This window comes from Sulfitobacter sp. TCYB15, assembly GCF_040435955.1.
GTDB classification, from domain to species: domain Bacteria; phylum Pseudomonadota; class Alphaproteobacteria; order Rhodobacterales; family Rhodobacteraceae; genus Sulfitobacter; species Sulfitobacter pontiacus.
In genome coordinates, this window is record NZ_CP159193.1 from 2128929 (window position 1) to 2151782 (window position 22854).

Sequence of the window (22854 nt, forward strand, 5' to 3'; positions counted from 1 at the left end):
GGCACGTCGGTTAGGTGAGCGATGTGACCCAAAGGATCGTGGCGTCCTCATCGCTGGTAGAGACGACGTTATGCCCCATCGTCGCATCATAATAGGCGCTGTCGCCGCGGCGCATTTCGACGGGTTCGTAGAATTCGGTGTATAAGGTGATGACGCCGGTCAGCACGTAAAGGAACTCTTCCCCGTCGTGGCGCACCCAGCCGTCGAACTCATCCATCCGGCGGGCACGGATACGCGCGCGGTAGGGCAGCATCTGCTTTTTGCGCAGCGTATCGGCCAGCATCGTGTGCTCGTAGGTGGTCGTCGCCTTGGCCGCCCCCTCGCCCGATTTGGTGACCGCCATCCGCCCGTTTATCTGCCCCGCCGAGGGGGGCGTGAAGAGCTGTGGCACCGAGATTTCCAACCCCACGGCGAGCTTTTTCAGCGCCTCATAGGTGGGCGACATCTGGCCGTTCTCGATCTTGCTGAGCGTGGAACGGGCCAGTCCGGCCTGATTGGCGGCTTGCTCCAGCGTCCAGTTGCGCGCCTTGCGCAACTCGCGCACGCGCGCACCCAGATCAACAGGCGGGGCGGTTTCCGTCTCGCCGCTTTCGCGGGCGATCTGGATCATGGATTTCGGGCCATCTTGCGTCATGCGCAGGCTATAGCGCCGCGCCGGAGCGCTTGCAACGCTGCTGCGCGCGGGGTAGCGATTGGGCATGCTGTCCGTCTCTGCGTCCTCCGGCTTTGCGCCTTGCCCCGCCCCGTTCAATCTTGCCGCCCATGTTCTGGGCCGCGCCGCCGATTTGGGTGACAAGACGGCGCTTGCCATTGTCGGGCCCGATCGCGTTGAGGCGTGGCGTTTCGACCAGCTTGAGGCCGCCGTGCGCGGCACCGCGACGGGGTTGCTGGGCATGGGGCTGCGCCCGGGGGACATCGTGCTGATGCGCCTTGGCAATACTGTGGATTTCCCGCTGGCCTATCTGGGCGCGCTGGCCGCAGGCTTGGTGCCTGTCCCCACCGCCGCCGCACTGACAGAACCGGAGGTCGCCGCGATCATCGCCACCCTCGCGCCCAAGGCGATCTTGCGTGATCCCGCCGTGCCCTGCCCGCCGAATGACACCACCGTCGATCTGGCCCAGCTCAGGTCCATGCGCGATTTGCCCGCGGCCCCCTGGCATATGGGAGACCCCGACCGGCTGGGCTATATCATCTATACCTCTGGCACGTCGGGCCGGCCGAGCGCGGTGATGCACGCACATCGCGCCATCTGGGCACGGCAGATGATGGTGCGCGGCTGGTATGATCTGAAGCCCGAGGATCGGGTCATGCATGCAGGCGCGTTCAATTGGACCTATACGCTGGGGACCGGCCTGATGGACCCCTGGACCGCCGGTGCCACCGCCCTGATCCCGGCTGCGGGCGTGGTACCTGCGGATCTCCCTGCCTTGATGGCGCGGCATGACGCGAGCCTTTTTGCAGCCGCACCGGGGGTGTACCGTCAAATCCTGAAACACCACGACCAGATCAATGTGCCAAGCCTGCGCCACGGATTGAGCGCGGGGGAAAAGCTCCCCTCGGCCATTGCCCGCGCGTGGCAGGCTGCCAGTGGCACGCCGATCTTCGAGGCCTACGGTATGTCGGAGTGTTCGACCTTTCTCTCCGCCTCTCCCGACCGTCCGGCGCGGGCCGGCACATTGGGCCAGCCTCAGGACGGGCGTCGCATCGCGTTGATCGGGACGGAAGGCCCGGTAGAGATCGGCCAGGAAGGCACCATCGCGATCCACAAGAGCGACCCGGGGCTGATGCTCGGCTATCTTGGCGCGCCGGATCAAACGGCCCAGAAATATCAGGGTGACTGGTTCCTGACCGGTGATCAAGGTGTCATGGGCACCGATGGGCAGATCACCTATCTGGGGCGCAATGACGATATGATGAACGCGGGCGGTTTCCGCGTCTCGCCGATCGAGGTGGAACAAACCCTCGCCAAATTCCCCGGCATCCATGCTGTCGGCGCGGCGGAGGTCGAGGTTAAACCCGACGTGACCGTGATCGCGGCCTTCTATACCGCCGACAGCCCGCTGGACGAGGCCGCGCTGGCCCTTTATGCACAAGACAACATGGCGCGCTACAAGCAGCCGCGCCTTTTCATCCACCTGCCAGAGCTGCCGATGGGCGCGAATGGCAAACTGCTGCGCCGGTCCTTGCGTGCAGCCTATGAGGCACAACGATGACCCAGACGATCAAGCTTGATATCATGTCCGACCCGATTTGCCCTTGGTGCTATATCGGCAAGGCCCATCTGGACCGCGCACTGGAAAGCGAGCCGGACCACCCTTTCGCGATCGAATGGCACCCGTTCCAGCTTAACCCCGACATGCCTGCCGAAGGGATGGACCGCCGTGCCTATCTGGAAGGCAAGTTCGGCGGCAAGGAAGGTGCGGTGCGGGCCTATGCCCCTGTGGTGGAACATGCCGAGAAAGCCGGTCTCAAGATCAACTTCGAGGCGATGCAGCGCACCCCCAACACGCTGAACGCCCATCGGTTGATCCACTGGGCCGGGATCGAAGGGCGCCAAACCGCAGCGGTATCGGCGTTGTTCAAAGCCTATTTTGTTGATGCGCGCGATATTGGCGATGCCGAGGTGCTCGCCGATATCGCCGACGGGATCGAGATGGATGCCTCTGTTGTGACGCGTCTATTGGCGACGGATGAGGATATGGAAGACATCCGCAAACGCGATGCGCACAGCCGCGAGATGGGCATCAACTCCGTCCCGACCTTTATCGTGGGCGGGCGTCACGCGGTGCCGGGCGCGCAGCCGCCTGAGCTTTGGAAAAAAGTACTGGCCGAACTGCGCAACGAAGGCTGAGGCCACGCGCCCGCACTGGCAATATGCGGCAGAAAGGCTTTGCCTTTGTGCTGAAACCCGCCTAGAATCAATCGGATAAAGGGGCAAAGACCCCTATCCAGATCGAGCGGGCAGCATGAAATACGATATCCCCTTTCCCTCTATGAGACGCGGGCGGGCGACGGTGGTGACACCGGCGGCGCGTCCGTCCAGCATCACACCCTCCACGCCAATCACGCGGACGATCCTGACCTATGGCGGGTTCGACGGATTCCACACCGGTCACGCCGACTGGCTACGGCAGTTGGCCCGTATGGGCAGCGATCTGGTCGTCGGCTGCCAGAGCGAACAGTTCTGTCAACGTGCGGGGCGTCCGGCGCATCTGGGCTTTGCCGCCCGCCGTGCAGTGCTGGAGCGGTGCCGCTATGTCTCGCGGGTCATTCCGCTTGAGACATGGGATCAGGTGCGCAGCGATATCGTGAATTACAACGTCTCGGTATTGGCCCTGCCCGCGCATCTTCCCCTGCCGGTGTCGGGACTAGACGAGATCGTTCAAGTATTGCGTTTGCCGGTGACCACCCGCGAGACAGAGCCGCGCCAGCGCGCCCGAGCCAGCTGACGGCGCGACGCCGATTGCACTATCTGTAAGGCAGCCTTATGAACACCATAGGCTGCGCCCTGCGGCCCACCGTCACGATGGAGCCGATGGATGACCGACGACCGCCCCGACATCAACATGAGCCGCCCCGAGTTTGTGGCGCTGATTGCGATGATGTTTGCAATCATTGCTTTCTCGACCGATGCAATGCTGCCTGCCCTGCCCGAGATCGGCGCAGAGCTGTCGCCTTTGGATATGACCAAAGTCCCGTTGATTGTGACCGCCTTTATCCTGGGCATGGGGATGGGCACTTTTGTCACCGGCCCGCTGTCGGATGCTTTCGGGCGCAAGAATATCATCTACCTCGGGTCTGCGATCTATATCTCGGGGGCTGTGGTGGCATGGCTGAGCCAATCGCTTGAGGTGATGCTGATCGCGCGGGTCGTGCAGGGCGTGGGGGCTGCGGGCCCTCGGGTTGTGGCGCTTGCGGTGATCCGCGACCTTTATTCGGGTCGGCAAATGGCCAAGATCATGTCTTTCGTGATGATGATCTTTGTCGTGGTGCCCGCCTTTGCCCCTGCAATGGGGGCTGTGATCATCGCCCTGTCCGATTGGCGTGGCGTATTCTTGTCGTTCATCGTTTTCTCGGCAACCTGTGTGGTCTGGGCCATGCTCCGCCTGCCCGAAACCCTGCCCAAGCCCAAGCGTCGACCTTTGCAGATCGGCCTGCTGTGGAACGCGGTGAAAGAGATTTTCAGCAACCCGATGGTGTGTCTCTCGATCACGGTGCAGACGCTGGTGATGGGGTTCTTGTTCTCGACGCTGATGCTGGTGCAACCCATTTACGACCAAGTCTATGACCGCGCCGAAAGCTTCCCCTTCTGGTTTGGCGTCGCGGCGCTGATCTCGGGGACGTCGAGCCTGCTGAACGCGCTGCTGGTCGTCCGGCTAGGGATGCAGCGGATCGTGATCCTTGCGCTTGGGCTGCAGATCGTATTGTCGGGCCTGATGCTGGGTCTTGGTCTGGGCGATCTGCCAGAGCCCTATGGTTTTGTCTTTTTCCTGATGTGGCAGGCGTCGCTGTTCTTTCAGGTGGGGCTGGTGATGGGCAACCTCAACGCGCTGGCGATGGAGCCTTTGGGTCATATCGCCGGCATGGCGGCGTCGGTCATCGGGGCGGTGTCGACGGTGATGGCTGCCATGCTCGCCTCGCCCATCGGGTTGATGTTCAACGGCACGATCACCCCGCTGATCGGCGCGGTACTGACGCTGGCGACACTCGCCTTCGCGCTGATGCTGCTTCTGGCGCGGGTCAACCGGCAGGCGGCAGCAGGCCCCGCGGAATAGGGCTGAGCGACCACGTGTGGCTGGTGGCGCCGGTTTCGCCCTTCGGGCGAGGATTTAGAGCCATTTGGAAGCGCGGACTAAGGCGCTTTAGAGAGAGGTAACAAAAAGGGGCACCGCTGATAGCGGTGTCCCTTTTGATCGTGCGTCGGTCGCTGTGCCCCTATGCGGCGCGCTGCCCGGCTGGTTTGCGACGACGCCGCGCGGCACCGGCGGGTTTGCCCGCACCGCCGCCATTGCCACCGCCACCGTTACCGCCACCGCCACCGGGGCGACCACCGCGACCACGACCGCGTCCGCCGCGACCCTTTGGCTTGGCGGGTTCGTCAATCGCTTCCCACGGACGGCCGGAGGCCACGGGGATCGAGATTTTCATCGTCTTCTGGATATCTTTCAGCTCGCCCATTTCATCCGGCGCGCAGAAAGCGATCGCCGCCCCGTCTTTGCCCGCGCGCGCGGTCCGGCCGATACGGTGGACATAGTTGTCGGGCACATTGGGCAGCTCGTAGTTGTAGACGTGCTTCACGTCGGGAATATCCAAACCGCGGGCGGCGACATCCGTTGCCACCAGCACAGTGACCTCGCCTTTCTTGAAGGATTCGATGGCGCGGTCCCGCTGACCCTGGCTTTTGTTGCCATGGATCGATGCGGCTTTGAAACCGGCTTTGACCAGATCTTTCATCAGCTTTTCACAGCCGTGTTTGGTCCGCCCGAACACCAGGGCGCGTTCCTCGGTGTGTTTGCCAAGCAGTTCGATCAGCAGGGATTTCTTTTCCGCCTTGGCGATGAAATGCACCTCTTGGGTGATCTTATCCGCCGCCTTGCCCGGAGGCGAGACTTCGATGCGGATCGGGCTGTTGAGGTAGCTGTTGGCAATCTCGTTCATCAGTTTCGGCATGGTTGCCGAGAAGAGCATGGTCTGACGCTCTTTCGGCAGCACCGCCGCAATCTTGCGCAGATCGTGGATAAAGCCCATGTCGAGCATCTGGTCCGCTTCATCCAGCACAAGGAAAGTGGTCTTGTGCAAAAGCACCGCGCGGCGGTCCATCAGGTCCAGCAAGCGCCCGGGTGTGGCCACCAGCAGGTCGACGCCACGCTCCATCCGTTTGATCTGCGGGTTGATCGACTGGCCGCCGACAATCATCATGGTTTTCAACTGGGTCCCTTCGCAGAACCCTTTGAGGTTCTCCATGATCTGGTTGGCCAGCTCGCGGGTCGGGGCCAGCACCAGCCCGCGCACGGTGCGCGGCTCGGGGCGGGCTTCGCGTTCCAGCATCTGGGCCACCAGCGGGATACCGAAGGCGGCGGTCTTGCCGGTGCCGGTCTGTGCCAGCCCCATCACGTCGCGGCCATTCATCCCGTGGGGGATCGCCTGTTTCTGGATCGGGGTCGGATCGGTCATGCCCATGTTGGTCAAGGCTTTGACCAGACGGCGCGGCAGGCCCATCATTTCAAAATCGCTCATCGTTTTGTCGTCTTTCCGCGGGATGCGGGGCAAAGCCCCTTCCCGCCATAGCAATCACGCGGGCCCCGTCGATGCAGGGAAACCGCGAGGGACGCAAAGCAGATCGCAGGGGGCAGCCTAGTGCCAACACCCTGTCTGTTGCGCTTGGCCCCACGCGTGATTTTGGGAACATCGGCGGCCTTTTGTTCAGCTGTCATAAGACGCGACGATTTTAGGTCGACAGGTCAAGGGCTGGTCTGCTCACGCGGCAGAAGGCATCGCTTGCGCCCCAGATGGGCTGTTTGGGCGGCAAAGTCAACGGTGCTGTGAAAGATAGCCTAGCGCGGGGTGCTGCGTGCCAGCATCAGGGGCAGCACAGCGCTGAGGATGAACAGGCGCATCATGTGGCAGGCGGCGACGAAACCCGGGCTGATCCCCAGCACGCTGCCCATGGCGATCATTGTCTCGAACCCACCGGGCGCAAAGGCCACGAGGATATGCGCCAGCGGCATGCCAAGCGCCATAGCGACCGGGATCGCCCCCAACAAGGCCAACCCCACGGCAAGGCAGGTCACAGCCAGCCCCGCGGCAAGCCCCTTGGTCAGATCGTCAAGCCGCACGCCGGAGAACCGCGTGCCGATCAAGGCACCGAGCACCACATAGGCGGGCATCACCAGCCACAGGGGCAGCACACCGGGGGCGATCCCTGTCACATGCGCAAGCGATGACACCAGCATCGGCCCGATCAACATCGGCGCGGGCACCCGGATGCGCCCCAGCAGCAGCCCTGCCCCGACGGAGAGCACCGCCATCACCAGCAATGTCACCCCGCCCATAACGGTGCCGTCGGGTACGATGGACCCGCCCAGATCAACCCCCATCGCCAGCGCGACAAAGGGCACCACCAGCGTGAGCGACAACAGCCGCACCGACTGCGTGGTCGAGATACGCACCACATTATCCCCGCCATCGGCCGCCATCGCCAGCACAAAGCTGAGGTGTCCGGGGGCCGAAGCCAGCAGTGCTGCACGACGGTCAAAGCCAAAGAACCGCGCCAGCAGCCACCGACTGAGCACCAGCATCGCCCAGACCAGCACGGCCATCACTACAAAAGCCAGCGGCCAGCGCAGCATGGCATCGACCGCATTCTGGTCAAACCCCGCCCCCACCGACAGGCCAATGACGACAAAGCAGATGTTGCGCAGCGGCAGCGACACCCCCATGCGCGCGCCCGCCAGACCGGCCAGCGACACCAGCACCGCAGGCCCCAGCAGCATGTAGATCGGCGCGTTCAGCAGCCAGCCGATTCCGGCCCCCACCGCGCCGATACAGACGGTGAAAACGGTCGTAAGCGTATCAGACGGGGGGCGCGGCCATTTCATACGCTTGTGCTAGCAGTTGGTCCCTTCCGCCACCAGCCCCACCACGCGATGCGCCGCGAGGCTTGCACATCCCCCGACAAAGGGACATGCATCCTCTGACGGAATTATAGAACGATTGTATGAAGGAATAGGATATGGACAATCTGCGCGGCGCTTTGATCATGGTGCTGTCGATGTTGGGCTTTGCCATTGAGGACATGTTCATCAAGCTGATCGGGACGGATATCCCGATCGGGCAGATTATCTTTATGCTCGGGACCGGTGGCGCGCTTTGCTATGGCGCGATGGTGGTGATGAAGGGCGAGCCCTTGATGGATCGCGCGATGCTGACCCGCCCGATCCTGCTGCGCGCCTTGGGCGAGATCGTCGGCACCTTGGGGTTTGTATCGGCCATTGTGCTGACGCCGATTTCTTCTGCCTCGGCCATCTTGCAGGCGACACCGCTGGTGGTGACCCTAGGCGCGGCGCTGTTTCTGGGCGATCCCGTCGGCTGGCGCCGGTGGAGCGCTATTCTGGTTGGTATGCTGGGCGTCTTGCTGGTGATCCGCCCCGGGATGGACAGCTTTCAGGCGCTGTCCCTGCTGGCGGTTCTTGGGGTGCTGGGGCTGTCCTTGCGCGATCTGGCGACGCGGCGGGTACCGAAATCGACCTCTACGTTCCAGCTGTCGTTCCTTGCGTTTCTGGCGCTGGTCCCTGCAAGCCTGCTTTTCATGCTGGGCACGGGCACGGCTTTTGCGCCGATGTCGGGGGTGCAATGGCTGTTCATGGGGGCCGCGCTGACAACCGGCATGGTCGCCTATTACGGCATTGTCGCGGCCATGCGTATCGGCGAAATCAGCTTTGTCACACCGTTCCGCTATGCGCGCCTGCTGTTCGCGATGGTTGTGGGCATCACGATCTTTGGCGAACGCCCCGATCTGCTGACCTATGTTGGCGCAACCATCATTGTTGCCTCGGGCATCTATACGGTATGGCGTGAGCGAAAGGTCAAAGAACAGGCCTGAACACTTTCCATCCTCCCCCCGGCGCGCTAAACCGCTGCGCAATTGTCATCTGCAAAAGGATAGCCCCTTATGAGCACGATCATCGACATCCACGCCCGCGAAATCATTGACAGCCGGGGCAACCCCACGGTCGAAGTCGATGTGACGCTTGAAGACGGCACAATGGGCCGTGCGGCCGTTCCCTCTGGCGCATCCACCGGTGCCTATGAGGCGGTAGAGCGTCGCGATGGCGACAAAGATCGCTATATGGGCAAGGGCGTTCTGGAAGCCTGCGCCTCGGTCAATGGCGAGATCGCGGATGCGCTGGTCGGCATCGACGCGACAGAGCAGGTCGAGATTGACGGCACGATGATCGAGCTGGACGGTACCGACAACAAGTCGCGTCTGGGGGCCAATGCCATTCTGGGCGTCTCCCTCGCGACGGCGAAGGCCGCGGCTGATTATTGCTCGCAGCCGCTCTACCGCTATGTGGGCGGCACCTCCGCGCGCATGCTACCCGTCCCGATGATGAACATCATCAACGGGGGCGAGCACGCGGATAACCCGATCGACATTCAGGAATTCATGATCATGCCCGTCGCGGCAGAGAATATCCGCGACGCGGTGCGCATGGGCTCCGAGGTGTTCCACACGCTGAAGAAAGAGCTTTCGGCCGCAGGTCTGTCCACCGGTATCGGCGACGAAGGCGGCTTCGCACCCAACATCAGCTCCACCCGAGATGCGCTTGATTTCATTCTGAAATCCATCGAAAAAGCAGGCTACAAACCGGGCGAGGAAATCTACCTCGCGCTGGATTGTGCGGCAACGGAATACTTCAAGGACGGCAGCTATGTCCTTTCTGGAGAAGGGAAAACCCTGACCAGCGCCGAGAATGTGGATTATCTGGCGGCCCTATGCGCCGACTACCCCATCATCTCTATCGAAGACGGCATGTCCGAAGACGATTGGGATGGCTGGAAACTGCTGACCGACCGTCTGGGCGACAAGATCCAGCTGGTGGGCGACGATCTGTTCGTGACCAACCCCGAACGTCTGGCCGAAGGCATCAAACGGGGGTCTGCCAACTCCATGCTGGTCAAGGTCAACCAGATCGGCACCCTGTCCGAGACGCTGCAAGCGGTCGACATGGCGCATCGTGCGGGCTTTACCAACGTGATGTCCCACCGCTCGGGCGAGACCGAAGACGCGACGATTGCGGATCTTGCTGTTGCGACGAACTGCGGTCAGATCAAGACGGGCTCGCTTGCGCGGTCCGACCGGTTGGCGAAATACAACCAGCTGATCCGCATCGAGGAATCGCTTGGCGTGACAGCGGAATACGCCGGTCGTTCGATCCTGAAAGGTTGATCGCGGGGGGCAGTTCGCCCCGCCCGAAGATACGAAAGCGCGCCCGATCAAGGCGCGCTTTTTTTGGTGCTTGCGGTGTCGCGTCCAGTGTCAGCTTTGGATCTGACGCAACAAGCCCGACTTGGTAAAGCCCACACGGATCATATCCGTGTCACTTTTCAGCATCGGCATCTTGATTTGGATCGTCCGCGGCTGCGCGCCAAAGGCGACGTTCATCCGGATGGTGGCCACGAATTTGCCTTGCGTCGACGGGCGCACGTCTTCGATCATACCCACGACCTCGCGGTCGGTGGTCATGACCGTAGCGCCCAATGCCGCCGTGATCGGGACAGAGGCCGCGGCGCGGGACACATCGCCGCTGACACTGCGCGATACCGCGGCAGTCGTGCTGCTGGTCGTCCCGCTGTCGTCGGTCGTCGTGCCGCCGCCGCTGTTGGACCCGCCGGTGCTGCCGACACCCACGCCAACGCCCGCGACGGAACCCCCGCCAACCGAGGCCCCGACACCAGCGCCCACGCCACCGACAGAGGCACCTACGCCCGCATCCGCAACCGAACCGCCACCGACAGAGGCACCCGCCCCCACGCCGACGCTGCCTGCGCCCACACCAACACCGACATCCGCGGCGGACCCGTGGCCGACACTGGCCCCTACGCCCGCGCCAATACCGCCCACGCTGGCACCGACGCCGACATCCAGCGCAAAGGCCGACGTGGCGATGAATACCGTTGCAACCGAAGTTGCGGCGTTTTTAAGAAACATACTCGTCATGGTCATTCTCCTTTTGAAAAGGAACGGCGCAAGCAAAGCCCCCACTTTATGCGCCACCGTTCTGAGGTAGTACAATTCAAGGTAGAACCACCCCGATCCCAAGCAAGGAAACAGACTGTTTACGGAACGCCGCTGTGCAAGCAGGCAACAGCCCTTTGCAACGCCAGAAACCCGTGGCGCGTAGCTAACCTATTCGGGAAAAACGAAGAATACGCACGACCATAGCGCGAAAAGCCAACGGGCGACTCACGCCACAACACGTGCTGTCCAGCGAAAAACGCAGGTCACAAGGGCGACGATACGCTGGCGCAAAACCCATCAAAGGGCTTTATTCTAAACGCTGATCGCCTCTGTCGGCATGCTGACGGTGCCGCCCCCGACCGCAGCCCGCACCCCCGTGGTGCCGGGGCAAGAGGTCGGCAGCCCGCGCGCCACCCGCACGGCAAGATATCCGAAGGCCTGCGCCTCTAGCATATCACCGTCGAGCCCGATCTCTTCTATCGGCATGACCGGACAATCCAGACTGACACTGAGCATCTTCATCAACACAGGGTTGTGCCGCCCGCCCCCTGTGACCAGCACACGATCGGGCAGACGCGGACAATGCTGCATCGCTTCGGCCACGCCAGCGGCACACATGGCCGTCAGCGTCGCGGCGGCATCTGCGTCCGACAGTTCGGTCACCAGCGCGACCATCTCGTCAAAATCGTTCCGGTCCAGCGACTTGGGGGGCATCCGTGCGAAATAGGGCTCAGCCAGAAACAGCTCAAGCGCGCCGGTCTCTACCTGCCCGCGCGACGCGGTCTTGCCGCCCTCGTCAAAGGGCAACCCCAGACGCGCCTGCATCAGATCGTTGATGGGTGCATTGGCGGGCCCCGTGTCGAAAGCCAGCAGCGCCCCCTCCGCCTCGGGCAAGGGGATCGCCGGATCCACCCAGGTCAGGTTCCCCACCCCGCCAAGATTCAAAAAGGCCACCGGCCCCGTCAGCCCCGCATAGCGGGCGCAGGCGTGGTGAAAGAACGGCGCGAGCGGTGCGCCCTCTCCGCCCAGATGCACATCGGCGCTTCGGAAATCCCACACGACGGGCAGCCCCAGATGATCCGCCAGCGCTGCACCATCGCCCACTTGCAACGTCCCCTGCATGCGCGGTGCATGGGCCAGCGTCTGCCCGTGAAAGCCGATCAGATCGACATCGGTATACGCGCCAAGTGCATCGATATGCGCCGCCTCGACCACCTGCGTCGCCGCCGCCACCTCTGGCCCTGACCATTTGCCGAAACCGGCCGCGATAGTGCGGCGCTCCTCGGCGGAATAACTGCGGTAGCTCGATGTGCCGAAACCCATGATATCGCGGCCGTCCGTCTCGATCACCGCGACGTCCACACCGTCGAGCGAAGTGCCGCTCATCGCGCCTGCGGCCAACAGCGGGCCTGTTTTTGCGATCCGTGTCGGGGTTCTTGCCCCTTGGGCCTTATTCATGGCCTTTTCCTTTGTCTGCTCAGCACCTATAGAGTGCACCACCACCCAAGCTGAGGGCAAGCACCATGACATACCACCCCAAATCCGATTTCATCCGCATCATGATGGAGCGCGGCTTTCTCGCCGATTGTACGGACTATCAGGGCCTTGATGACGCGCTGATCAACGGGGCTGTGCCTGCCTATATCGGCTATGACGCGACAGCGAAATCCCTTCATGTGGGGCATCTGATGAATATCATGGTGCTGCGCTGGTTGCAGAAATGCGGCGGCAAACCGATCACCCTAATGGGCGGCGGCACCACCAAAGTGGGCGACCCGTCCTTCCGGTCGGATGAACGCCCCCTGCTCGACAATGCCGCCATCGAAGCCAATATCGCCGGCATGCAGCAGGTGTTCGAGAAATACCTGTCCTACGGTGACGGCGACAGCGACGCGATCATGCTGAACAATGCCGAATGGCTGGACAATCTGAACTACCTCGAATTCCTGCGCGACATCGGGCGGCATTTCAGCGTGAACCGGATGCTGTCGTTCGAAAGCGTCAAATCCCGTCTTGATCGGGAACAGTCGCTGTCCTTCCTCGAATTCAACTACATGATCTTGCAGGCCTATGACTTCCTTGAACTCAACCGCCGCTATGGCTGTTTGCTGCAGATGGGCGGCTCGGATCAATGGGGTAATATCGTCAACGGGATCGACCTGACCCGCCGCGTGCTGGATCAAGAGATTTTCGGCCTCACCACGCCTTTGCTCACCACCAGCGACGGCCGCAAAATGGGCAAATCCCAAGGCGGCGCGATCTGGCTGAACGGGGACATGCTGTCGCCTTACGAGTTCTGGCAGTTCTGGCGCAACACCACCGATGCGGACACGGGCAAGTTCCTCAAGATCTTCACCGAACTACCAGTCGAGGAATGCGACCGTCTGGGCGCACTGGAAGGCTCCGACATCAACGCGGCCAAGATCATTCTGGCGAACGAGGTCACGACCCTGCTGCACGGTGCCGAAGCCGCAAAGAATGCCGAAGCCACGGCACGCGAAGTGTTTGAAAAAGGCGGCGTCGGCGATGACCTACCCACCCTGACGCTCAGCGCTGAGGATATCGGCGACGGCATTTCTATCGTGCAGTTGATCGTGAAATCCGGTCTGGCCGGTTCGGGCAAAGAGGCAAAACGTCTGATCACCGAAAACGGTGCCCGCTATAATGACGAACCGCTGACAGACGCAGGCCTGATGGTCGATGCCGCCACGCTGGCCACACCGATCAAGCTTAGCGCGGGCAAGAAACGCCACGCGCTGGTACAACTGGGCTAAGCCCCCCACAGTATGCGAGGGGGGCGGGTCGCCCTGCCCCCTTCAGCTTTCGGCTTTTTCTTCCAGCATCAGCCACTCGGCCTCTGCGTCCTGCAGCTTTTCATTCCGCTCGACCAAGGCATCGGTCGCTTTCTGGAATTTCACCGGATTGTCGGAATAGAGCGTCGGATCGCTCATCAACTCTTCCAGTTTCGCGATTTCAGCTTCCAGTCGCGCAATCTCGGCGGGCAGCGCCTCAAGCCGGTGCTTTTCGGTAAAGCTCAGGCCCGATTGCTGCGCCGCCTTGGGCTTTTCGGATTTCGCCCCGGGCTTTGATTTGGCGACGACGCTTTGGTCAAAATCATCCTGCTGGCGCTGCGCCAGATAATCCGTCCAACCGCCCGCATAGACAGTCGCCTTGCCGTCACCCTCCATCGCAATGGTGGTCGCGGCAACACGGTCAAGGAAGTCACGGTCGTGGCTGACCAGCAGCACGGTGCCGTCATAGGTCGACAGCAGCTCCTGCATCAGATCAAGGGTTTCGACATCCAGATCGTTGGTCGGTTCATCAAGAACCAAGAGATTGCTGGAGCGCGCCATGATCTTGGCCAGCAGCAACCGCGCCTTTTCACCCCCCGACAAGGACCGCACGGGCGCACGGGCCTGCCCCTCGTCGAACAGGAATTCTTTCAGGTACCCAACCACGTGTTTCGGCTGCCCACGCACCAGAATCTGGTCCGCCTTGCCCGATACACGCATTTCCGGATCCCCGGTCAGACTGTCCCACAGCGACATATCGCCATCAAGCTGCGCGCGCGCCTGGTCGAACAGCGCGATCTCAAGGTTGGTACCCTGTTTGATCTCGCCCCCGTCGGGCTGTTCTTTCCCGATCAGCATATTCAGCAACGTCGTCTTGCCCACACCATTCGGCCCGACCAGGGCGATCCGATCCCCGCGCTGGATCGTGATGCCAAAGGGGCGTAGAATCGTCTTGTCGCCAAAGGCCTTGGTGATGCCCATAGCCTCGACCACCTTGCGGCCCGACTTCGGACCCGCTTCCAGCGCCATGGCGGCGGTGCCCTGACGTTTGATTTGGCTGGCGCGTTCGGCCCGCAGGTCTTGCAGGGCGCGCACGCGGCCCTGGTTACGCTTGCGCCGCGCCGAAATGCCTTCGACAGCCCACCGTGCCTCCGCCTTGATCTTGCGGTTCAGCTTGTGGCGCTGCATGTCCTCTTCTTCCCACATCTGGTCGCGCCAGGCTTCAAACCCGCCAAAGCCGATGTCCTGCCGGCGCACAACACCGCGGTCGACCCACAGCGTCGCACGGGTCAATTCGCGCAGGAACGCCCTATCGTGAGAGATAATCACAAAAGCGGCCCGCGTCGCTTTCAGCTCGTCTTCAAGCCAGCGGATCGCTTCGATATCCAGGTGGTTCGTCGGCTCGTCCAGCAACATCAGCTCGGGCTCGGAGGCCATCAGACGCGCCAATGCCGCGCGGCGACGTTCCCCGCCGGATGCGGTGCTGACAGGGCGCGCGGGGTCGAATTTCAACCCCTCTCCGGCGCGTTCGACCTTGTACATCTCTGACGGGTCCAGGCCATGGGCCGCGAAGTCGCCCAAAGTCTCGAATCCGGTCAGATCCGGGTCTTGCTCCATATAGCCTACCGAAACGCCGGGCCCGACGATCACGTCGCCGCTGTCGGCCTCGACCAATCCGGCCATAACCTTCATTAAGGTGGATTTACCTGACCCGTTCCGGCCCACCAGCGCCAGTCGGTCGCCGGATTGAACCACAAGGGACATGTCTTCGAATACGGGATCTCCGCCGAATGTCAGCGAGATCTCGTTAACTTGTAAAAGGGGTGCGCGTGCCATGACAGCCAGCTAGCGCCGCGCCGCGTCAGCGTCAATGACCCCTCTTCCAAATGGGCTAAAATCCTCGCCGAAGGCATGAAACTCTTAGGCGGCACCGCGCAGCAGGCGCTTACGCCCCTCGGGGATCGCCGCGATTTCAAGGCCGGTAAACACATGCAGCGTGTTCATCTGGTGGTCGATCACCGCATGATCGCTCACCCAGCCCCCCATCATCAGATAGCTCCGCAGCAGCGGCGGCAGCATTTGTAGCGCGGCTTTCTCGGCCGGTTTATCCAACGTCCGTTCCACAAAGCCCACCGTATCGGGGGCCTTGACCTGCGGCAGCCAGTGCAGTGGCGCAAGGTGGCGGCTGTGCAAAAGCGCCATGACATCGCTATAGGGTGCCGGATTTGTGCCCTTGAAGGAGGTGCAGCCAAAGAGCAACGCGACCCTATGGGCGTCCACAAACTGCGCCAGCGCGGCCCAGGCCATGCGCACGACATCCGGGTCTGTGACCCCGGGGGCCAGACAGAACCGCCCCAGCTCCATCATCGCGCCGGGGAAATATGTAAGCTTGGTCAGATCGTAGAATTGCGCGGCATAGCTTTGATCCAGCGACGCGCCCCCCATCAGCCCGATCCGGTAGCAGCACAGCAGGTCACCGCTGCCTTGATGCCGCACGAGGATATGATGTTTTTGCGCATCAAACCCGTCGATATCGCGCGGCTGAACCAGCCCAAAGGCCCGCGCGCGCAATGCTTGCGCGGCCTCGATATCCTCGGCTGTGGTGGCACAATAGGCGCGGTACGGACCGCGTAAAAGCGGCTTGATCACAGCACCCTGTGGCACCGTCACAGGCCTGCCCTAGCCAGCCAGCGCCGCAGGGTTCAAGCGGCCAATGTTGCCCAGAAGCTGGCGGATAAAGGATTTATCCGAGATCGGCGAACTGGTGACGCGGCGGTCAAGGGTGACGACATTGCCACGCTCCAGCCCGAAACGTTCGACGTTCTGCACCACACCGTTGCTGTCAAAGCTGACAGCGACAACTTCGCGCTCTGTCTCGCGCGGGGCCATGAACCACATCGCCTGACGGCGCGACCGGACATAGTAATACCCCGAATTGGTCAGCAACCCTGCCGACGCGGGCACGCCCACGGTTTCGGCCACGGTGTCGCGTGTGTCCTGGCCCACGGTGATCTTCTCAAGATCCTCTTGCGGCGGGATATAGCCGTGGTTGGAGTATTGCGGGGAGCAGGCCCCAAGCGTCAGACCAGCAGCGAGAACTGTGGCGGTCAGCAGTGTCTTTTTGACATGGCGGTCGATACGCATTCTTGGTGCCCTCTTGCCCTTGGGGATCATGGCTTTTATCTCGCATACACTAAGCACGCCCCATGGTTCAAGAAACGAAAGTACCCCTAACATGTCTCGCACGCCCCCAAGCCCCACAGCATTGCGCGTCGCAGAGCTGTCGCAGAATGCGCAAACCCCTTTCTCCCTGCGTCCCGACGCCGACAGCTTGCGGATGATCGCAGAAGAACTTGATCTTTCAGCATTACGTAAACTTTCATTCGAAGGGCGTCTCAAGGCGCTTGGTCGCAGTGATTGGGAACTCAAGGCGCGTCTGGGGGCCACCGTGGTGCAGCCCTGCGTGGTGACGCTGGAGCCAGTACAGACGCGGATCGACGTCGATGTCACACGGCTTTTCGTGCAGGATTACGAAGAACCCGAGGAAGCCGAGGTCGAGATGCCCGAGGATGATCGCACCGAACCGCTTGGCGCGTGGATTGATCCCGCGGCCATCATGATCGAAGCGCTGGCGCTTGAGATTCCCGAATATCCCCGCGCCGACGGGGCTGAACTGGGGCAAGCGGTCTATACCAAACCCGGCGACACCCCGATGACCGACGAAGACGCCCGCCCCTTTGCGGGGCTGGCCGGTCTCAAGAACCAGCTTAAGGACGATACCACCGAATAACCCTGCCGGTTTGGGTGAAAAAAGGGTTGCTTCGGCGGGTTTTCGCAGTATTTTGCGCCCTTCACCCCAATTAAGGTTGGACATCGGATAGGCTTCGGCCTAAACGCACGTCACGCCCAAACCGGGAGTTGATCTGAAACACGGTCGTCTTTGGCAGGAAGCCGATGAACGACCCCGAAGGCAAAGGCACCAGACATGGCTGTCCAACAGAATAAAGTTTCCAAATCGCGTCGCAACAACCGCCGCGCACACGATTCGCTGACTGCAGCGAACCCGAACGAATGCTCCAACTGTGGTGAGCTGAAGCGCCCGCACCACGTTTGCGCAGCATGCGGTCACTATGACGACAACGAAGTTGTTTCTCTGAACGAAGAGATCGACCTCGACGAAGACGCGGCGTAAGCTCGTCACGTCAACCGCAGTTCATAAGAGGCATCGCACCAGATGACGGCCACGTCCGATCAGCCTAGCGCGAGAACTCAGCGCACCCTTATCTCAGTTGATGCGATGGGGGGCGATCAGGGCCCGGCAATCGTTGTTGCCGGGTGCTCTGCGTCCGCGCTAAAAAATCCCGATATCAGCTTTATCCTGCACGGCCCTGCCGAAACGCTGGAACCGCTGGTGGCAAAGCGGCCCGAACTGAAAGGGCGCTGCACCATTCGGGATGCCCAAGGGGTTGTCACAATGGATGACAAGCCCAGTAATGTCGTGCGCAATGGCAAGGACACATCGATGTGGTCCGCCATCGAATCCGTGCGCGATAACGAAGCCTCGGTCGCGGTCAGCTGCGGGAACACCGGCGCGCTGATGGCGCTGTCGATGATCCGCCTGAAAAAGCTGCCGGGTGTGAACCGCCCTGCCATCGCCGTGCTCTATCCCTCCACCAACCCTCAGGGCTTCAACGTTCTGCTGGATGTGGGTGCGGATGTGCGTGCGGATGCCGATGACCTGTTGCGCTATGCGCTGATGGGCAAATCCTACGCCCGCAACGGTATGGACATCGAACGCCCGCGCATCGGGTTGCTGAATGTCGGCACCGAAGAACACAAAGGCCGGACCGAACTGAAAGAAGCCCACGAGTTGATTCGCGACGCCGCGGATGACGCGGGCTTTGAATTTGTCGGTTTCGTCGAAGGCGGCGATATCTCGGGTGATGTCGCAGATGTGATCGTCACCGATGGATTTACAGGTAATATTGCGATCAAGACCGGTGAAGGCACCGCGACGCTGATCGGCAATGGCCTGCGCCAAGCGTTCAAGAATTCGATCTGGTCCCGCGCGGCATCGCTGCTGGCCTATACCTCGCTGCGCCGCGTCAGCAAACGGTTTGACCCGCGCCGTGTGAATGGCGGTGTGTTTTTGGGGTTGAACGGCACGGTCGTTAAATCCCACGGTGCCGCTGACGCGACGGGGGTTTCCTCGGCGATCAAACTGGCCGCGCGATTAGCGGAAAGTGAATTTACAAATCGGTTGGCTGCGCGTGTTGCCGCAGCAAAGCCGACGAAAGAGACCGAAGAATGACAAAAAGAGCCGTCGTAATTGGTGCCGGACACTACCTTCCGGAACGCATTGTCGAAAACGCAGAGTTTGAAGGCAAGATCGACACCAGTGACGAATGGATCCGGTCACGCTCCGGCATTGAACGGCGTCACTTTGTCGGCGAAGGCGAAACCACGTCGACCATGGCCACCGCTGCTGCCAAGGCCGCATTGGCCGACGCGGGCAAGACAGCCGCCGATGTGGATGCCGTGATTGTCGCCACCTCTACCCCCGATCTGACTTTCCCCTCTGCCGCAACGATGGTGCAGGCGCAGCTTGAGATGGAGCGCGGCTTTGCCTTTGATGTACAGGCTGTATGCGCGGGCTTTGTCTATGCGCTGGCCAATGCCAACGCGCTGATCGTCTCGGGTCAGGCTGACCGCGTGCTGGTCATCGGCTCCGAGACGTTCTCGAAAATCATGGACTGGACCGACCGCAGCACCAGCGTGTTGTTCGGTGACGGTGCCGGCGCGATCCTGCTTGAAGCGCAAGACGGCGACGGCACCGCAGCCGACCGCGGTATCCTGTCCACCGATCTGAATTCGGACGGGCGCTACAAAGACTTGCTGTATGTCGACGGTGGCATCAGCACGGGCACGACCGGCTATCTGCGCATGCAGGGGAATCAGGTGTTCCGTCACGCGGTTGAAAAGCTCGCCGCGTCGGCAAACACCGCGATGGACCGTGCCGGTGTCAGCGCCGAGGACGTCGACTGGATCGTCCCGCATCAGGCGAATATCCGTATTATTCAAGGCACTGCCAAAAAGCTGAACCTGTCGATGGATAACGTCGTCGTGACGGTTCAAGACCACGGCAACACCTCTGCCGCGTCGATTCCGCTGGCCCTTTCCGTCGGGCAAGAGCGTGGCCAGATCAAGAAAGGCGACCTGCTGGTCACCGAGGCGATCGGCGGCGGGCTGGCCTGGGGCGCGATCGTTCTGCGCTGGTAAGCGGCTTTTCTTCGCGCGAACAGCACGTTACGCCCCATAGTTGTTGACTTGCGGAAAAATCACAGCCTATGCTGCTTAAAACACATGGGGGGAAGATATGGCCGACAAAACGTTGACCCGGATGGATTTGAGCGAAGCAGTCTTTCGTGAAGTAGGTCTTTCCCGCAATGAAAGCGCACAGCTGGTCGAAGCGGTGCTTGAACATATGTCCGACGCGCTGGTCAAAGGCGAACAGGTCAAGATTTCATCTTTCGGCACTTTCTCGGTGCGCGACAAGTCGGCCCGCGTTGGCCGGAACCCCAAAACCGGCGAAGAGGTCCCGATTAACCCGCGCCGCGTGCTCACATTCCGCCCGTCCCATCTGATGAAGGACCGGGTTGCAGACGGGAACAAGCGATAACCTAATGCCCAAGTCTCCGGACGCATTCAGAACCATCTCCGAAGTTGCAGAATGGCTTGAAATTCAGGCGCATGTCCTGCGTTTCTGGGAAAGCAAGTTCACGCAAGTCAAACCGATCAAACGCGCAGGCGGGCGGCGATATTATCGCCCCAACGATATGCTGCTGCTTGGCGGTATCAAACGCTTGCTGCATGAAGACGGGCTGACGATCAAAGGCGTCCAGAAGGTATTGCGCGAAGAAGGCATGGGCCATGTCGCGGCCCTGTCCGCGCCTCTTGACGGGGTCACGCAGGATGATCTGGATGCCGGTGGCGACACCATCGACATGCCCCCCGCGCCGATGCATGAAGACGCAGAACAGACCCACGAGGGTGTTGTTCTCCCGTTCGAGCAACGCGGGAGCAAAGCGGCCAAGCCAGCGCCTGTCGAAGCGCCCGAAACACACGTAGAAGCCGTTTCCGCGCCCGAGATGTCGGCCGAGGATACCCCACCCCTGCCTGCCGACGAACCGACCCTCGACGCGACAGAGCCGGAGCCGGAGGAGACCACCGTCGCCCCCGCCGATACCTCTGCTGAGGACGGTGCCACCCTGCCCGGCTTCCTGCGCCACCCGATGACCGACGCACCGGTGCCGCCAAGCGATAACACGCCGGACGACGCCCCTGCCGCAGCGCAAACACGCGCCCCGGATCAGGACGCGCCCGCGCCGACCATCGACAGCACGCCAGAGGCAGCGCCGGAAGACAGCACCGCCGAAACGCGAGACGTCGAAGCGCCAGAGATCAACGAGGCGCCGAAAGACCCTGTTGTTGCAAGTCCCAAGCCGCGTGTGATCGATCTGCCACCTCTGACGGCAGAAGAAGACTTCCCCGCCAAACCCTCTGTGCTTTCTGCTGCACTGCTGTGCCGCGATCTGCCCGAGGATTCGGCCCGCGATATCGCGCCTTTGCTGAGCCGTTTGGGCGAACTGCGCGATTCCATTCGGGCCGATGTGGTCCGCGGCACAAAAGTCTAAGCCGCGCGTGCGATTTGCGACAATTCCCCCTTGCACGCACGGTTTTATCAGGTATGAAACGCCTCATGTCGGGCTATGGCGCAGCCTGGTAGCGCGTCCGTCTGGGGGACGGAAGGTCGCAGGTTCGAGTCCTGCTAGCCCGACCAACCGACATAAAACAAACGCCCGTACCCTAATGGGTGCGGGTGTTTGCATTTGAAAGGCCCGGATATGATCGGCGTAGTTCCCAACCAGCATATCACCGACATGATCGTTTCGGGTCAGATCATCGGCACACCGCCTGTCGACAGCGCCCAGATCCAGCCTGCGAGCCTTGATCTTCGTCTAGGAACAGTGGCTTACCGCGTGCGTGCGTCTTTTCTTGCGGGGCATGGGGCCAAGGTCGCCGACCGTCTGGAAGAGTTCGAGATGCACCGCGTCGACCTAACGAATGGGGCGGTGCTGGAAAAGGGCTGCGTCTACGTTGTCCCGCTGATGGAAAGCCTCGCCCTGCCCCAAGGCACCTCTGCGGCGGCCAATGCCAAAAGCTCCACCGGGCGGCTGGACCTGCTCACGCGCACCATCACCGACGGCGGGACCGAATTTGATCGCATCGCGCCGGGCTATACCGGCCCGCTTTACGCAGAGATTTGTCCGCGCTCTTTTTCGGTGCTCGTACGTCCGGGCATGCGGCTGAACCAGATCCGTTTTTCCACCGGTGCCGCCACGCTTGACGATGCCGCGCTGCGCGCATTGCACGCCGATAGCCCGCTGGTGGATGGCGAGGCCGTGATCGATGATGGTCTGGGATTCTCGGTTGATCTGCGCTTGCCTGACACCACGCTGGTCGGCTACCGCGCCAAGCCGCATACGGGTGTGATCGATCTGGACAAGATCGGCCATTATGACCCCGCGCAATACTGGGAAGAGGTCCACAGCGACAACGGTCAGATCATCCTCGACCCCGGTGCATTCTACATTCTGGTCAGCCGCGAAGCCGTGACCATCCCGCCCGAATACGCCGCAGAAATGGCCCCCTATCTGGCGATGGTGGGCGAATTCCGGGTGCATTACGCGGGTTTCTTTGACCCCGGTTTCGGCCATGCCTCTGCAGGGGGTGCGGGATCACGGGGCGTACTTGAGGTCCGCTGCCACGAGGCCCCTTTTGTGCTGGAACATGGTCAGGTCGTCGGACGGTTGGTCTATGAGAAAATGACCGACGTACCGACCCAGCTTTACGGGTCGGGAATCGCGTCGAACTATCAGGGTCAGGGCCTCAAGCTCAGCAAGCATTTCAGCGCGCCGCGTTAAACTTCGCAGCGCCTGATCACGTGCGTTAGAAACGCGTCAGCTTGCGCATATTCTTAACCATATTGCGCGCCTGCTTGCCCTGCTCGCGGCTGCTTTTGTCACGACGGGCCATTTCCTCGGCGCTTGGTTGGACAGGATTGCCGTCACGGTCCACTGACGCTCGACGCCCCTTGCCCAGCTTTGACGCCTGATCAAAGCCGATATCAACGCCTTTGTTGATCAAACGCCCCATCACGCGACGCATGATCATATTAATTATCTGGTTCATGTCCTGACCTCTTTACCGCGCGTTAAACTGTGTCTGAGGCTAATATAGCACCTATTGCGGCGATTTTCA

23 protein-coding genes and 1 tRNA gene are annotated in these 22854 nt (G+C 61.6%); 15 read left to right on the top strand and 9 right to left on the bottom strand.

Going from position 1 to position 22854, the window contains the following annotated elements; all coding sequences use genetic code 11:
* Window positions 1-10 precede the first annotated feature (10 nt).
* Window positions 11-634: a helix-turn-helix domain-containing protein gene (locus ABM428_RS10215; protein ID WP_039912303.1), complete on the bottom strand. Its 624-nt coding sequence runs from the start codon at window positions 632-634 to the stop codon at window positions 11-13.
* Between the two features lie 64 nt (window positions 635-698).
* On the opposite strand from ABM428_RS10215, the gene ABM428_RS10220 reads away from it, so the two are divergent.
* From ABM428_RS10220 to ABM428_RS10235, 4 genes are all read left to right on the top strand, one after another.
* Complete coding sequence (locus ABM428_RS10220; RefSeq protein ID WP_353627906.1) at window positions 699-2213, top strand: class I adenylate-forming enzyme family protein; 1515 nt, start codon at window positions 699-701, stop codon at window positions 2211-2213.
* Window positions 2210-2851, top strand: coding sequence for a DsbA family protein (locus ABM428_RS10225; RefSeq protein ID WP_009824740.1), 642 nt, complete (start codon window positions 2210-2212; stop codon window positions 2849-2851). The genes ABM428_RS10220 and ABM428_RS10225 overlap by 4 nt, the downstream gene beginning before the upstream one ends.
* A 115-nt stretch (window positions 2852-2966) precedes the next feature.
* The gene (locus ABM428_RS10230) at window positions 2967-3449 is read left to right on the top strand and encodes an adenylyltransferase/cytidyltransferase family protein (RefSeq protein ID WP_132996525.1); all 483 of its coding nucleotides are present in this window, start codon (window positions 2967-2969) and stop codon (window positions 3447-3449) included.
* 90 nt (window positions 3450-3539) lie between these two features.
* A complete protein-coding gene (locus ABM428_RS10235) occupies window positions 3540-4775 on the top strand; it encodes a multidrug effflux MFS transporter (protein ID WP_132996524.1) in 1236 nt (411 codons plus the stop codon).
* Window positions 4776-4935: 160 nt separating this feature from the next.
* Here ABM428_RS10235 and ABM428_RS10240 read toward each other — a convergent pair whose 3' ends face one another.
* The gene (locus ABM428_RS10240) at window positions 4936-6237 is read right to left on the bottom strand and encodes a DEAD/DEAH box helicase (protein WP_005853776.1); all 1302 of its coding nucleotides are present in this window, start codon (window positions 6235-6237) and stop codon (window positions 4936-4938) included.
* Window positions 6238-6554: 317 nt separating this feature from the next.
* The gene (locus ABM428_RS10245) at window positions 6555-7598 is read right to left on the bottom strand and encodes an AbrB family transcriptional regulator (protein WP_132996522.1); all 1044 of its coding nucleotides are present in this window, start codon (window positions 7596-7598) and stop codon (window positions 6555-6557) included.
* Between the two features lie 134 nt (window positions 7599-7732).
* Here ABM428_RS10245 and ABM428_RS10250 point away from each other — a divergent pair, with 134 nt between their 5' ends.
* Both ABM428_RS10250 and eno read left to right on the top strand, forming a co-directional pair.
* The gene (locus ABM428_RS10250; RefSeq protein WP_037944386.1) at window positions 7733-8602 is read left to right on the top strand and encodes a DMT family transporter; all 870 of its coding nucleotides are present in this window, start codon (window positions 7733-7735) and stop codon (window positions 8600-8602) included.
* A gap of 69 nt (window positions 8603-8671) precedes the next feature.
* The gene (eno, locus tag ABM428_RS10255) at window positions 8672-9949 is read left to right on the top strand and encodes a phosphopyruvate hydratase (RefSeq protein ID WP_132996521.1); all 1278 of its coding nucleotides are present in this window, start codon (window positions 8672-8674) and stop codon (window positions 9947-9949) included.
* Window positions 9950-10039: 90 nt separating this feature from the next.
* Here the strand turns inward: eno and ABM428_RS10260 are convergent, their stop codons facing one another.
* Window positions 10040-10720 carry a hypothetical protein gene (locus ABM428_RS10260; RefSeq protein WP_132996520.1) on the bottom strand — a complete coding sequence of 227 codons (681 nt, stop codon included), beginning with the start codon at window positions 10718-10720 and terminating at the stop codon, window positions 10040-10042.
* 333 nt (window positions 10721-11053) lie between these two features.
* Window positions 11054-12199 (bottom strand): anhydro-N-acetylmuramic acid kinase, encoded by a 1146-nt coding sequence (locus tag ABM428_RS10265; protein WP_132996519.1) that lies wholly within the window; start codon window positions 12197-12199, stop codon window positions 11054-11056.
* 65 nt (window positions 12200-12264) lie between these two features.
* Between ABM428_RS10265 and tyrS the strand changes: the two genes are divergently transcribed.
* Entirely contained in the window at window positions 12265-13515 is a 1251-nt protein-coding gene (gene tyrS / locus ABM428_RS10270) for a tyrosine--tRNA ligase (protein WP_132996518.1), read from the top strand.
* Between the two features lie 42 nt (window positions 13516-13557).
* On the opposite strand, the gene ABM428_RS10275 is transcribed toward tyrS, so the two are convergent.
* The 3 genes from ABM428_RS10275 to ABM428_RS10285 form a co-directional block, all read right to left on the bottom strand.
* Complete coding sequence (locus ABM428_RS10275; protein ID WP_132996517.1) at window positions 13558-15369, bottom strand: ABC-F family ATP-binding cassette domain-containing protein; 1812 nt, start codon at window positions 15367-15369, stop codon at window positions 13558-13560.
* Window positions 15370-15453: 84 nt separating this feature from the next.
* Entirely contained in the window at window positions 15454-16203 is a 750-nt protein-coding gene (locus ABM428_RS10280) for a GNAT family N-acetyltransferase (protein ID WP_132996516.1), read from the bottom strand.
* A gap of 9 nt (window positions 16204-16212) precedes the next feature.
* On the bottom strand, window positions 16213-16677 hold the full coding sequence (locus ABM428_RS10285) for an outer membrane protein assembly factor BamE (protein ID WP_037944392.1): 465 nt from the start codon (window positions 16675-16677) through the stop codon (window positions 16213-16215).
* Between the two features lie 91 nt (window positions 16678-16768).
* Here ABM428_RS10285 and ABM428_RS10290 point away from each other — a divergent pair, with 91 nt between their 5' ends.
* The 8 genes from ABM428_RS10290 (at window position 16769) to ABM428_RS10325 (ending at window position 22517) form a co-directional block, all read left to right on the top strand.
* The gene (locus tag ABM428_RS10290; RefSeq protein WP_074634824.1) at window positions 16769-17323 is read left to right on the top strand and encodes a DUF177 domain-containing protein; all 555 of its coding nucleotides are present in this window, start codon (window positions 16769-16771) and stop codon (window positions 17321-17323) included.
* 195 nt (window positions 17324-17518) lie between these two features.
* Window positions 17519-17725 carry a 50S ribosomal protein L32 gene (gene rpmF / locus ABM428_RS10295; protein WP_005853791.1) on the top strand — a complete coding sequence of 69 codons (207 nt, stop codon included), beginning with the start codon at window positions 17519-17521 and terminating at the stop codon, window positions 17723-17725.
* Between the two features lie 42 nt (window positions 17726-17767).
* The gene (gene plsX, locus ABM428_RS10300; RefSeq protein WP_037944394.1) at window positions 17768-18844 is read left to right on the top strand and encodes a phosphate acyltransferase PlsX; all 1077 of its coding nucleotides are present in this window, start codon (window positions 17768-17770) and stop codon (window positions 18842-18844) included.
* The gene (locus ABM428_RS10305; protein WP_037944395.1) at window positions 18841-19812 is read left to right on the top strand and encodes a beta-ketoacyl-ACP synthase III; all 972 of its coding nucleotides are present in this window, start codon (window positions 18841-18843) and stop codon (window positions 19810-19812) included. The genes plsX and ABM428_RS10305 overlap by 4 nt, the downstream gene beginning before the upstream one ends.
* 97 nt (window positions 19813-19909) lie before the next feature.
* Window positions 19910-20212, top strand: a complete 303-nt coding sequence (gene ihfA / locus ABM428_RS10310; RefSeq protein WP_005853794.1) for an integration host factor subunit alpha — start codon at window positions 19910-19912, stop codon at window positions 20210-20212.
* Window positions 20213-20216: 4 nt separating this feature from the next.
* Window positions 20217-21227, top strand: a complete 1011-nt coding sequence (locus tag ABM428_RS10315) for a MerR family transcriptional regulator (protein ID WP_132996515.1) — start codon at window positions 20217-20219, stop codon at window positions 21225-21227.
* A 69-nt stretch (window positions 21228-21296) separates the two neighbouring features.
* A tRNA-Pro gene (locus ABM428_RS10320) sits at window positions 21297-21373 on the top strand.
* A 64-nt stretch (window positions 21374-21437) separates the two neighbouring features.
* The gene (locus tag ABM428_RS10325) at window positions 21438-22517 is read left to right on the top strand and encodes a 2'-deoxycytidine 5'-triphosphate deaminase (RefSeq protein WP_132996514.1); all 1080 of its coding nucleotides are present in this window, start codon (window positions 21438-21440) and stop codon (window positions 22515-22517) included.
* 25 nt (window positions 22518-22542) lie between these two features.
* Here the strand turns inward: ABM428_RS10325 and ABM428_RS10330 are convergent, their stop codons facing one another.
* Window positions 22543-22785 carry a hypothetical protein gene (locus ABM428_RS10330; RefSeq protein WP_005853797.1) on the bottom strand — a complete coding sequence of 81 codons (243 nt, stop codon included), beginning with the start codon at window positions 22783-22785 and terminating at the stop codon, window positions 22543-22545.
* Window positions 22786-22854: the final 69 nt, after the last annotated feature.

Excerpts from the sequence above, each read along its gene's own strand:
- ABM428_RS10215 (WP_039912303.1), bottom strand. The coding sequence starts at position 634 with ATGACGCAAGATGGCCCGAAATCCATGATCCAGATCGCCCGCGAAAGC.
- ABM428_RS10220 (WP_353627906.1), top strand. The coding sequence starts at position 699 with ATGCTGTCCGTCTCTGCGTCCTCCGGCTTTGCGCCTTGCCCCGCCCCG.
- ABM428_RS10225 (WP_009824740.1), top strand. The coding sequence starts at position 2,210 with ATGACCCAGACGATCAAGCTTGATATCATGTCCGACCCGATTTGCCCT.
- ABM428_RS10230 (WP_132996525.1), top strand. The coding sequence starts at position 2,967 with ATGAAATACGATATCCCCTTTCCCTCTATGAGACGCGGGCGGGCGACG.
- ABM428_RS10235 (WP_132996524.1), top strand. The coding sequence starts at position 3,540 with ATGACCGACGACCGCCCCGACATCAACATGAGCCGCCCCGAGTTTGTG.
- ABM428_RS10240 (WP_005853776.1), bottom strand. The coding sequence starts at position 6,237 with ATGAGCGATTTTGAAATGATGGGCCTGCCGCGCCGTCTGGTCAAAGCC.
- ABM428_RS10245 (WP_132996522.1), bottom strand. The coding sequence starts at position 7,598 with ATGAAATGGCCGCGCCCCCCGTCTGATACGCTTACGACCGTTTTCACC.
- ABM428_RS10250 (WP_037944386.1), top strand. The coding sequence starts at position 7,733 with ATGGACAATCTGCGCGGCGCTTTGATCATGGTGCTGTCGATGTTGGGC.
- eno (WP_132996521.1), top strand. The coding sequence starts at position 8,672 with ATGAGCACGATCATCGACATCCACGCCCGCGAAATCATTGACAGCCGG.
- ABM428_RS10260 (WP_132996520.1), bottom strand. The coding sequence starts at position 10,720 with ATGACGAGTATGTTTCTTAAAAACGCCGCAACTTCGGTTGCAACGGTA.
- ABM428_RS10265 (WP_132996519.1), bottom strand. The coding sequence starts at position 12,199 with ATGAATAAGGCCCAAGGGGCAAGAACCCCGACACGGATCGCAAAAACA.
- tyrS (WP_132996518.1), top strand. The coding sequence starts at position 12,265 with ATGACATACCACCCCAAATCCGATTTCATCCGCATCATGATGGAGCGC.
- ABM428_RS10275 (WP_132996517.1), bottom strand. The coding sequence starts at position 15,369 with ATGGCACGCGCACCCCTTTTACAAGTTAACGAGATCTCGCTGACATTC.
- ABM428_RS10285 (WP_037944392.1), bottom strand. The coding sequence starts at position 16,677 with ATGCGTATCGACCGCCATGTCAAAAAGACACTGCTGACCGCCACAGTT.
- ABM428_RS10290 (WP_074634824.1), top strand. The coding sequence starts at position 16,769 with ATGTCTCGCACGCCCCCAAGCCCCACAGCATTGCGCGTCGCAGAGCTG.
- rpmF (WP_005853791.1), top strand. The coding sequence starts at position 17,519 with ATGGCTGTCCAACAGAATAAAGTTTCCAAATCGCGTCGCAACAACCGC.
- plsX (WP_037944394.1), top strand. The coding sequence starts at position 17,768 with ATGACGGCCACGTCCGATCAGCCTAGCGCGAGAACTCAGCGCACCCTT.
- ABM428_RS10305 (WP_037944395.1), top strand. The coding sequence starts at position 18,841 with ATGACAAAAAGAGCCGTCGTAATTGGTGCCGGACACTACCTTCCGGAA.
- ihfA (WP_005853794.1), top strand. The coding sequence starts at position 19,910 with ATGGCCGACAAAACGTTGACCCGGATGGATTTGAGCGAAGCAGTCTTT.
- ABM428_RS10315 (WP_132996515.1), top strand. The coding sequence starts at position 20,217 with ATGCCCAAGTCTCCGGACGCATTCAGAACCATCTCCGAAGTTGCAGAA.
- ABM428_RS10325 (WP_132996514.1), top strand. The coding sequence starts at position 21,438 with ATGATCGGCGTAGTTCCCAACCAGCATATCACCGACATGATCGTTTCG.
- ABM428_RS10330 (WP_005853797.1), bottom strand. The coding sequence starts at position 22,785 with ATGAACCAGATAATTAATATGATCATGCGTCGCGTGATGGGGCGTTTG.